Source organism: Algoriphagus aquimarinus (assembly GCF_007997215.1).
In the GTDB taxonomy this organism is placed as follows: Bacteria; Bacteroidota; Bacteroidia; order Cytophagales; family Cyclobacteriaceae; genus Algoriphagus; species Algoriphagus aquimarinus_A.
On record NZ_VORW01000005.1, the window covers coordinates 260,925 to 271,807 of the forward strand.

Annotated in this window: 10 protein-coding genes; all 10 read right to left on the reverse strand. The window is 33.9% G+C overall.

Annotated features, from left to right (window positions below):
• Window positions 1-16: 16 nt before the first annotated feature.
• The 10 genes from ESV85_RS11280 to ESV85_RS11325 all read right to left on the reverse strand — a co-directional run bounded on the left by ESV85_RS11280 (window position 17) and on the right by ESV85_RS11325 (window position 10,779).
• Complete coding sequence (locus tag ESV85_RS11280; protein ID WP_317130784.1) at window positions 17-631, reverse strand: sugar transferase; 615 nt, start codon at window positions 629-631, stop codon at window positions 17-19.
• On the reverse strand, window positions 632-1,771 hold the full coding sequence (locus ESV85_RS11285) for a DegT/DnrJ/EryC1/StrS family aminotransferase (protein WP_146917624.1): 1,140 nt from the start codon (window positions 1,769-1,771) through the stop codon (window positions 632-634). It lies immediately after the preceding gene.
• A 118-nt stretch (window positions 1,772-1,889) separates the two neighbouring features.
• A complete protein-coding gene (locus ESV85_RS11290; protein ID WP_223275977.1) occupies window positions 1,890-2,966 on the reverse strand; it encodes an MraY family glycosyltransferase in 1,077 nt (358 codons plus the stop codon).
• Window positions 2,967-3,538: 572 nt separating this feature from the next.
• Complete coding sequence (locus tag ESV85_RS11295) at window positions 3,539-5,182, reverse strand: capsule assembly Wzi family protein (RefSeq protein ID WP_146917628.1); 1,644 nt, start codon at window positions 5,180-5,182, stop codon at window positions 3,539-3,541.
• A complete protein-coding gene (locus ESV85_RS11300; protein WP_146917630.1) occupies window positions 5,179-5,934 on the reverse strand; it encodes a glycosyltransferase family 2 protein in 756 nt (251 codons plus the stop codon). Before ESV85_RS11300 ends, ESV85_RS11295 begins: the two co-directional genes overlap by 4 nt.
• Window positions 5,935-6,318 carry a glycosyltransferase gene (locus ESV85_RS11305; protein ID WP_146917631.1) on the reverse strand — a complete coding sequence of 128 codons (384 nt, stop codon included), beginning with the start codon at window positions 6,316-6,318 and terminating at the stop codon, window positions 5,935-5,937. It abuts the gene before it with no gap.
• The gene (locus tag ESV85_RS11310; protein WP_146917633.1) at window positions 6,315-7,574 is read right to left on the reverse strand and encodes a glycosyltransferase; all 1,260 of its coding nucleotides are present in this window, start codon (window positions 7,572-7,574) and stop codon (window positions 6,315-6,317) included. Before ESV85_RS11310 ends, ESV85_RS11305 begins: the two co-directional genes overlap by 4 nt.
• A complete protein-coding gene (locus tag ESV85_RS11315; protein WP_146917635.1) occupies window positions 7,571-8,764 on the reverse strand; it encodes a hypothetical protein in 1,194 nt (397 codons plus the stop codon). Before ESV85_RS11315 ends, ESV85_RS11310 begins: the two co-directional genes overlap by 4 nt.
• Before the next feature lies 1 nt (window position 8,765).
• Window positions 8,766-9,803, reverse strand: coding sequence for a glycosyltransferase (locus tag ESV85_RS11320; RefSeq protein ID WP_191321986.1), 1,038 nt, complete (start codon window positions 9,801-9,803; stop codon window positions 8,766-8,768).
• Window positions 9,804-9,816: 13 nt separating this feature from the next.
• A complete protein-coding gene (locus tag ESV85_RS11325) occupies window positions 9,817-10,779 on the reverse strand; it encodes a glycosyltransferase family 2 protein (protein WP_223275978.1) in 963 nt (320 codons plus the stop codon).
• Window positions 10,780-10,883 lie beyond the last annotated feature (104 nt).

Below are 10,883 nucleotides of genomic sequence, written 5' to 3' on the forward strand. Positions count from 1 at the left end.
AACAATATCCAAATTACTATCCCTCTCTACTTCCTTCAAACCTTCCCATTGACACGTGCCCTTTTTGCGAAACTCCTTTACCAGCCAGGACATTAATTAATGTTTGGAAAAGAATGCGGAGATCCAGAAGAAAAGTCATATTATCTACATACCAAACATCTAGCTTTAACTTAGTATCCCAAGAAATAGCATTTCTTCCATTCACTTGAGCCCAACCAGTCACACCTGGTCTTACCTCGTGTCTCCTAGACTGTACAGATGAATAAAGCTTAAGGTAGTCATCCAATAAAGGTCTAGGTCCAATAAGACTCATATCTCCCTTAAGTACGTTAATTAATTGGGGGATTTCATCCAATGATGATTTTCTAATAATTCTTCCAAAACCAGTAATTCTCTCCGAATCTGAAAGTGGATTACCATCCTCATTTACTAAATCCAACATAGTTTTGAATTTCAAAATCTTAAATGGAATATTGTCCATTCCCGGGCGTGATTGAGAAAAAAAAGGTGTCCCTTTATGATATAAACTTAAAGTAACCACAAGCACCAAAAATATCGGTGAAAGAAAAATAAATAACATTAAGGCCAAAAGTAAATCAATAGCCCTTTTTAGCCAATTACGGTATATCACTTATTTAAATGTTTTACTAAGCTCCTCATGCATTATATCTACGATAATCTCTTGATCTTGAAGGGACAAATTAACAGAACTCGGAAGACAAAGGCCATTCTCAAACAATTTTTCACATAAGCTACCTCCATAATATGGAGTTTTATTAAATATCGGCTGAGTGTGAAGTGGTTTCCACAAGAATCTACTTTCTATGCCTCTTTTCATTAATGAAGTTCTTAACTGATTATTGGTAAAACCAGTTTTCTCCTTATCAATCAAAATTGTTGTAAGCCAGTAATTTGATTTAGATTCTATCCCTTCTGTTTGGAAGCTAATTCCTTCAAAATTTTTCAATAAGTTTCTATAAAGTTCATTAATGGATCTTCTTTTCTTTATAAAAACGTCCAGTTGCTCTAATTGAGCTAATCCTATTGAAGCCGCTAGATTGTTCATTTTAAAATTATAGCCAATTTCCAAATGATGATAATAAGGTAAATCTTCTCTAGCCTGAGTGGACAAATGTCTTGCACGTTGGATCATAGCTGCATCATTTGAAATTAGAGCACCTCCCCCTCCTGAAGTAATGATTTTATTTCCATTGAAGGAAAAAATCCCAATCTCACCAAAAGTCCCACAGTTTTTATCCAAATATTTACTACCAACAGCTTCAGCAGCGTCTTCCAAAACTGGTATATTATATTTGGTAGAAATCTCCATGATCTCCCGCATCTTAGCAGGCATACCAAACAAGTGCACTACAACTATAGCTTTTGGTTTTCTTCCCTTGGATATTCTATTGAGAATTGTATCCTCCAGAATTTCCGGGCAAATATTCCAAGAGCTCTTTTCACTGTCTACAAAAATTGGTGAAGCTCCTAGATAAACAATTGGATTGGCCGAAGCGCAAAAAGTAAAAGACTGACAGATTACCTCATCGCCTGAACCAATTCCCAAAAGAACCATTGCCAAATGCAAAGCTGATGTTCCTGAGTTTAATGCAACGCACTCGTGAGTTTTTAATCTTTTAGTCAGCTTACTCTCAAACTTATTTATGAATGAACCAAAAGTAGCTATATGTCCAGAACTTATAGCCTGTTGGGAATACAGGTTTTCACTGCCTTTAAATACTGGAAATGATAAGGGAATTTGTAAGGACATTCTATAGGTTTAGCTCTTGACTATAAATATATCACACAAATTTCAAACCACAATAGATCAGATTTTAATAAAAAAGGCTCCTATGGAGCCTTTTTATTTTTATAGTTCACTTTAACGATTAATTCAAATTGATTTGGGACTCTTTAAATTCGCTTTTGTCAACCTTAATTTTCTTCTTTTGTTTTATCCTTAAGGCTCTTATTTCTAAGACCTTAGGTTGAACAGATACTTTCTTTTTTACATATTTCACAGTAATCTTGTCCAACCGGTAACCAAGTGCAATGGCCAAAATTGAGATCAAGGAAAGCACTAGATGATCTGAAAAATTTCTTAAAATAAAAACCAAAAAAATGAATGCGAACTGCAATCCTGCTAGTACCAAAGTTACTTGATCATGTCGAAGTCCCATTCTCATCAAGAAATGGTGGACATGAGATTTGTCTGGACTCATAGGTGCTTTTCCTTGAGATATCCTTCGAGTAAACACTCTAGCCATATCATAAAGAGGAAACATCATCAGTGCAACCCCAACAGAAAATACAGGTTCAAACTTAAGAAAACTACCCTGAGGCAATCCTGAATTTCGCTCCATAAAAGCAATAATTAATGCTCCCATAGTAAAGCCCAGAGTTAACGAGCCTGTATCACCCATAAAGATCTTTGCTGGATGCCAGTTAAAAACAAGAAATGCTAGGATACCCCCTAGGAATGTAAATGATAAGAGTGCATAACTTTCCAAACCTTGAATCAAAAACCAAGAGCCTAAAAGAGCAAAAACTATACAAGCAATCGTACCAGCAAGTCCATCCAGTCCATCGATTAGATTAAAAGCATTCGTCAAAGCAAGAAGAGTAAATGCTGAAAATGCGTAGCTGATAACAATATTTAGCTCTCCTATTCCAAGAAATCCGTGCAGGTCTCTGATTCTAATATCTGAAGCAACAACCACTAAAGTCACTGCAACCATTTGCCCTAATAACTTATGAGTTGCCTTCAGCTCAATCAAATCATCACTAAGCCCTACAAAAAACATCAAACCTATTGCTCCAAGCAAATACCTAATGTCCGGTAATGGAAATTGCCAACCCCATGTAGCAAGAGAGACAGCTACTGCTATCACAAAAGAGATCCCCCCCATAGAAGGGATAAATGATTTATGAATTTTGCGTCCTCCAGGTGAATCACCAATTTTCATCCTTCTCAGGAACTTGATCAATATAGGTGTTACTAAAAGACCTACTGAAAACGCTGAAAGTGTAGCAAGTATAAAAAACATAAAGAAGTAGTTAAACTCTAGTTGGCTAGGACAAATTTAGGAAAATACAATACAATTGCCTTGCCATTAATAATCAAATAATATTACGTGCGATTATTTGCAAACAAGAAAATATTAAAAATGTGGCGTTAAGCTAAAATTGAAATGTAAACTACAAAAATAATACGCCAAAAAAACATACACCCACTTTTGATTAAAATCATAAATTATAGAGCCTACACTACCGGCCACTAAACAATTGAAAAATCATTATCGGAATGGGGAGAATTGGGTAATTCCAGTGCATTTTGGTAACTGAATTGGTGAGAAATTGCATAAGGAAAAATATAAAAGACACAATTTCCTCACTCACTAGCGAACCAACCTGTTCTTTCGGATTGATAGTAAGGTGAGAATTTCTCAAACATTAATAGCTGTGGTATCCAATTAAAATTCTCCCTTTTTTAATTTCCTTAAACCTCCTAGCTCTCTGAGGTCGCTTCTTATCTCAGCTACTTATTCCAGAAGTAAATCAAACTAGTCTGCGCTAGGAAAGAAGTCATGTTCTCTCCTTTCGGGAAGTCAGGCGTACTTGCTGGATCCAGTTGCCATTGATAGTTTCTGGCATGGATAAACTGAAGCTTGGAACTAACTAACAGGTTACCGAATTTTTTATCGTAAAGGAAGCCTAGAGATAAGTCGATCCAGGGCTTTCGTTCCGTATTCTGTAGTTGGGCTTTGTAATAAAAGTCCTGATTATTAGCCAATCGTTCAAACAGAATCCCAATTTTGTCTAAGCCTTCGACGAGGGAGAACTCAAGTGTCTGCACATTAGTACCCACTCCTATCCCTACTCCAAGGGGCTGACCGTTTTGGACAAAGCCTCTAGCTATTCCATGGGTATGCCAAGTTGATTCTCCTCCTAAACCTCCATATCGAATATATCTATTTACAGATTCTTGTTGCTGGGTCATTTCTCCACGAACTTGAAGCATTTTATTTAAAAGAGGCACATCAAATAACTGTACAAAACCTAAAATATATGCTCTAGCATGTTCGGGACTAAGTGTAAATTCCCGCCAGTTTTTTGCATGATCTCTACGTCCAAATTCAAAATACATTTCGCTTTTGGATTTAGGCATTACTAAGCGTCCAAAAATCGATATTTGCTGGTCCTGACCATTGGCATCCTTATCAAAACCATAGGCATCTTTTGTAACACCCGAAAAAACAGGGAGATACGTTAACAGCCCAGAGTCCATTGATTCACTGTATTGTTGGAAAGTTCTGGTAAAGCCTACATATAAACCAGGAACCCATTTTGGATTATAGGATAGCATTAAGGCGTTTAGAAATCTCCAGTCCCCAGAAAATGGCTTAAAATATTGAGAATTCAACTCAGGATACTGAGATCCAGCAAATCCTGAGTTTTGAAGCTTGCCAAAGATCAGCTGAGTTTCAAAGCTTCCTAAAAATGTTTTCGCTGGCTTTGTAGTATTTAAAGTCAAATGAGGAAATCCTTGAGCGTTATTTGAAAAGGTCAGAGCGTTAAATTGGCCTGGACCCCACCAGATATTTTGAGTGGCGGCTCCAATTTCAAATGCTCCATATTGAAAAGTAAGCTTGGACTGCCCCCACCAAGGATTCACCAAAGTACCGTTACCAAAGCGCTCAGGAAAATCACCTCTATTAAAGTAATAGAATTTATCCCTAATTTCCGAATTCGAAAAATTGTCCAGCCCGGTTCTATAACCTTTGTTTTGAGCAATAACCAGTTCAGGCCTAAAAGTAAGGTTGATGAATCTATACTTTACCTCAACACCACCCGAAAAATAGGTCTGAAAACCGGGATTTGGTATCATCCCATTATCTCCCCATCCATAAGGTCTTTTGGAGGTGAGACGAGTAGTGTTAATTACCGGGCTGAGTTTGATGGACACTTCACTATCGCTAATACTCTCCAAAAACGGATAAAGACTGTTATCAGCTAAAACAGGTCTTAATAAAATGGACGTAGATTTATGTAAAGTGTCGACTAACTGACTTCGCCTAAGATTTTCTTCTAAAACAGGGAAGTTGGCTGGTATAGATTGGGCTAATGCCGATCTGCCAATAACTACATTAAAAAGAAATAAAAGAATAAGAATCTGTTTCAAAATAGTCTAGGGAAAAATTCAAATACTTTTTTAAAATATCTGGAATACAGCCAAAAATAATTAGTTTTTAACCCATTTTCTTGACAAGCCCGTAAATCTTCCTGATTTATTATAATATTACTCATCCAGGATTTTGTACTTACACCGCCCGTTCTCATTTTCATTAGAGGAATAGGGAGATAGTGTGAACTTAGTCTATTCTTATATAAGAATCGAACTAAAAGCTCGAAATCAGCCGTGATTTTATAGTCAGTTTTATAATACCCAAATTTCTCGAAGTTTTTCCTGTAGGTGAAAAAAGTAGGATGAGCTGGCATTATTCCTTTTTTAAATTTAGAAAGTGCAAATCTTTTTGAACTATAATAACGAACTGTTTTTTCAAGATTTGAAGGGTCTACAAATTCTACATCTGCATACACCGCATCTTTTCCAGAAGAATGAAAAGCCTCTACAATCTTAGAAATCGCATCCGATCTGTGATAAAAATCGTCTGAATTTATTATTCCAACCACATCACCCGTAGCTATTTTTATTCCTTTATTCATGGCATCGTAGAGCCCCTTGTCAGGTTCGGATATCCAGGAGGATACCACATCCAGATTGGCACGGATAATATCCTGAGTCCTGTCTTTGGAATTTCCGTCAATGATGATGTATTCGATCTTCGGATAATCCTGAATGGCCAGGCTATCAATAGTATCCTGAAGAGTAGAATCGGAATTATAGGTTACTGTGATGATACTTACTTTCATTTAAGAAATTATTCGATCTCTAACTTTTAAAGCAGGGTTCCCTTGGTATATGGAATAGGCTTCCAGGTTTTTGACAGCAACTGATCCTACTGACAATACGGTATTGTTATAAAAAGTATCATCTGAATTCAATATGCCTATAATATCACCAGTTGCCATTTCTATGCCTTTATTCATAGCATCATACAAACCTTTGTCTGGTTCTGAAACCCATTTGGTAATTACGGCTTCGTGTTTTTTGATAATAGCAACTGTATTGTCTTTTGAATTGCCATCTATTACAATGTATTCTATATTTTTATAAGTTTGTGCAGCCACCAACTGTATTGTTTTTTCAATGTTTGCAGTACTGTTGTAAAAGACCGTGATTAGGGCGATTTTCATTTAGGTATAACTGTTTGTTTTTTTAAGAGTGCAGCGTCATTAATAATGCTTTTATATTGATCTTCAATAACAGAATAGGAAAAGTTATTAACTACGTGTTCTCTACCTTTCTTTCCTAATGCCTTGCGCTCAGTTGATGACATCATAAGTATAATTTTTAACTTGGCAGCTAAATCATCCGCACTATAGTTTTGAGCTAATAAACCTGTCGCACCATCAATAACAATATCCTTTAAGCCAGAACAGTCGAAAGATACTACAGGTGTCCCGCACGCCATGGATTCAGCCGCGACCTGACCAAAAGACTCAACCAAAGAAGGGACTACGACACAATCAATACTGGCATAAAGCAACGCTAGTTCAGCAGGATTTGCTATATGGCCTAGAGAATAAGTTTTAAAACCGAAACTTTCCTTTGTCCCTTTCCATTTACCACCGAAAATAACAATTTTTATTTTCTTTGAGTTTATCTCACTTATCGATTTGTGTAGAATTCGCAACGCCTCTTCTAACAAATGTGAACCTTTATAATAGCTAGCTTTGCCGCCGACAGCTCCATAACACAGAACAAAGTCATCAACAGACAACCCAAGTTTCCTTCGATATTTTTTTAGAAAATTGAAAGTAACAGGACAAAAAACATCAGTATCGATAGGATTCGGTAATAAGCGAACATCTGCATTTCTTAATATCAAACTTCTCTTTGCGCGTTCCAACATCCAAGTGGAAGGAACAGTATAAATTAAATCTGATCTGTATGAGAGTTTTTTTAATTTAATCTTCCAAATAATATAATTCCAATGAATACCTAATGTTCCCTTTTTTAAAAAAAAATAACCATTAACAAAATCCAAATTTTCATCCTTAACATTATAACAATGTTCAGCACCACAATAAAGCCACTCATCATGCAATGTAATTATTGACCCCGCAGGGATTTTATCGAAATCAAAAACACTGAGAGTGTCGTTGTTAATCCAATGAATATGATGCAGCTTTTCAAGGTTCTTAAATGAATTTAAAACTGGACCATATGAAAACAAATTGAGTGAATGCTTTATCGGATTACCATCGAATTGAAGTTTCAATAAAGCAAAGGAAATTAAACGCTTGAAGAACTGAAACCCTGAAGCACTATCTTGACATACAATCAATACTGATGAACGTAATATATTTTCAGAAAGCGTTTTAAATTTTTTAGCAGCAAGACCAGCACCGCCACGCATGATGGAAAAAGAATAAAGATTTAATTTCATAAAAATCTATTTGAATAGGTATTATAGATAAACATAGCTACGAAAAATAAGAATAGACTAGGTGAAAAATAACCAACTCCACGTACAAAAAACTCAACAAATAAGGGATATATAAAAACTAAAGAGAAAAGATAAAAATTTGGAACAAAAATCCGGCTATTCATTACCCTTCTTAACTTTAGGAAAGTCTTTATAAATACAAATAAATAACCAAAAATTGCAAATATTCCAAACACACCAAATTCAGCCACTATTTTGGCCGCTAAAAAACCACCATCAAGACGATTTACTTCCCCTCCTTGGGATCCTAAAACATGAGCTATTTGATAACTAATCTGGCTTGGCGCTTGGGAACCTAACATTTGAAAGCCCAAGCCAAGACCATTTGTGTTTTTTAGAGCTAACCATGCATCTGTAAGCCCCTGTAAATATACAAGTGAAGTTAGATTGGTAGAATCAACGCTTAATATTAAACGTGAGTTAAAATAATCATTAGTAAGGAAATAGTAAAGAGTACCTAAGAAAAACGGAATGAAAATTAATACTGAAAAAAAGGAAAACCTCACAAAAAGCAGTAAAACCAGAAAAATATAGATCAACAAGGTAGATGATTCAATAAAAATTGACAATAAAAAAACTATGAATATCAGCAAAAACCTAATGGAATTACTTTTAAGAAAAATAACTGTTAATATAAAAAAAGGACCAAAAAACAATGCGAAATGACTTGGTTCTCCAAATGGAAAAACGCCTTTCTCCCTATTATACAAAAGTTTGGATAGGGTTGAATCAGTTACAATAGCGAAAAATCCAAAAAAAATTAAAAGACCAGTTAAGTAATAAATCATTTTTCTGTCAAAAAGATTGTCCGTAACAAGGATTTTGGAGAAAAAATAAGCAACTGATACAATAATAAATAAAAGAATTAAACTATAATAAGACTTTAGCTCCCAAAACCCTACGAGAATATGTTGAAAAACACCATAAATGAACACTATTGCAAAAGTAGATAAAATTACTTTATTTGATTTAAAGAGCCATTCCAATTTAGTTAAATAAGTCACTATTATAAATCCTAAAGATATTAAAAGTCCCAAAGCCATTGACGTTGCATTAAGATACTGGCCTGCTAATGGTGGAGAAATACCTAATAAAAGCAAAATTAAAAAATTAAGATACTTTTTATTCATATTAATTTTTTAAAAAATAAACTTTGACTTGAGTTTCGTCTTTTTCATCAATGAAGTTTTTATCTATTGACAAGTTAAAAGATTCTGAATCTTCCATAAAGTCAATAAGTAAAGAATTAAGTTTATCTTTTAGGTTATTGATTGGTAATATAAAGCCATTAACACCATCATTAATAAGTTCAGAAGCACCACAAGTATCACTTAGTATAACAGGAACACCAAAATATAAGGCCTCTTCAACAACCAAGCCCCAAGTTTCTGATTTACTGAGTAAAAGCAGAAAATCTACATTATTAAAAACTCCTTGCAATTGAGAATTGGCAATCGAACCCATAAAGCTAATATTATTTCCGGCTATACTTTTTAAATAGTTTTCTTGAGGACCAGAACCATAAATTTGTAATTCAATATCAGGTTGATTATTAAATACAAGAATTGTATCCGATAAATTTTTTTCTGGTGATAATCGACCAATAAAAACAAAGCGTTTATGAAATTCTTTATATACTTTTTTATTTAAAAGAGGCTTATTAATAATGCCAACTCCGTATGTTAAAGACACTTTACCCCGATAGTTTAAATTGTGAATTAACTTTGCATGCATTTTCCCAGATGCAAATACATGGCTAATTCTGTTCAAGAATAATTTCTTAATATAACCTTTAACACCGCTTATAATACTTTCATTAATTGTTGACTCTAATGCCAAACAATTTTTTCGTTTTTTCACCATAAAAACGGAAACCCAAAATTCTGGCAAATCCCACCCAGAAATAATAATTTTTTTAAAGGACAATAATCTAATTTTATTAACTAATTTAAAAATGCTTTTAATTTTGTTGCGGTGCTCAAAATTACCATAATTGATACACTCATAATCGAAAACAGCATTATGGAGACCTGTAAAGTCTATAGATCTTTTTTGTCCTGTATTATCCGACACAAACAATACAAATATCTTTCTTTCCTTTGAAATTTCATTGTATAAGTTTATTTTGTAAAAAACAGGTATGTGTGTTACAATCAAATAATCTATCATTTTAAATCCTTTTTTAAGTCGATAAAATATTATAACATTTTTGAATAACCCGATCATACAACAAAAAAAACGAATAAAAAGATGGTTTAAAACACTTCAATGTATTATTTTTAATATCATAAACTTCTTTATTAGCAATCGTTGTGTTTTTATCACCAAAAGACTCTCCGTGTTTACGGAATTTTGCTATGTAAAAATTATTTTTATGTACAATTTTTGACTCAAGCACAATTCGACCTATAAAGTCATAATCACTTGCAATTTTATATTTAATATTAAGCAATCCTGTTCTCTTCATAATATTACTTGTCCAAAAAAAAGTTGGCTGAGTAAAAGGCATTCCCAATGTTAAAAGATAACGATTTTTAAAATTTAAAGGATGTTTGTAATATAAATGGCCACCTTTGGTATTTATATATTCACTAGAGCCATAACAACAATCAAAATATCTGGATTTGAAATTCATAACAATTTTCATGATTACATCTTTAGAATAAAATAAATCATCCGAATTACAAAAATTTATTAAATCTCCCTGAGCACAAACAAAGGCCTTATTAATACCATCATACATCCCTCCATCCTTCTCACTCACCCAATAATCTATCATGTTTTCATATTGTCGGATAATATTAAGAGAACTATCAGTTGAACCACCGTCTATAATAATGTATTCAACATTATCGTAGGTTTGGTTAATAACGCTTTGGATAGTTTCTTCAAGAAATTTTTCGCCGTTATAGACTACGGTGACGATGGTAATCAAGGGCTTGTCTATATATGATTGCTTAAAACATCCTTGAGTACGTAGGCCGCCTTCTCCTTGCCGATCTTTGTCTTCCCTTAAAAATAATATTGTTTCGAATTTATCATCGGGGTTTCTAGATTGCTTTATTTGTTTCAGGATAGCCGATTGGTCATTTACCAATAATCTGGTTGTGCTAAAGTTTTGGTTTAAACAGGTTGGTTCAATCATTAATTAATCTTTTTATTAGTAGGATTTTGTCGTATAATTTTCATTCTTCTTTTTTGTAATTTTTGAATGCTTATTAGATACTTGATTCCATATATATATATATA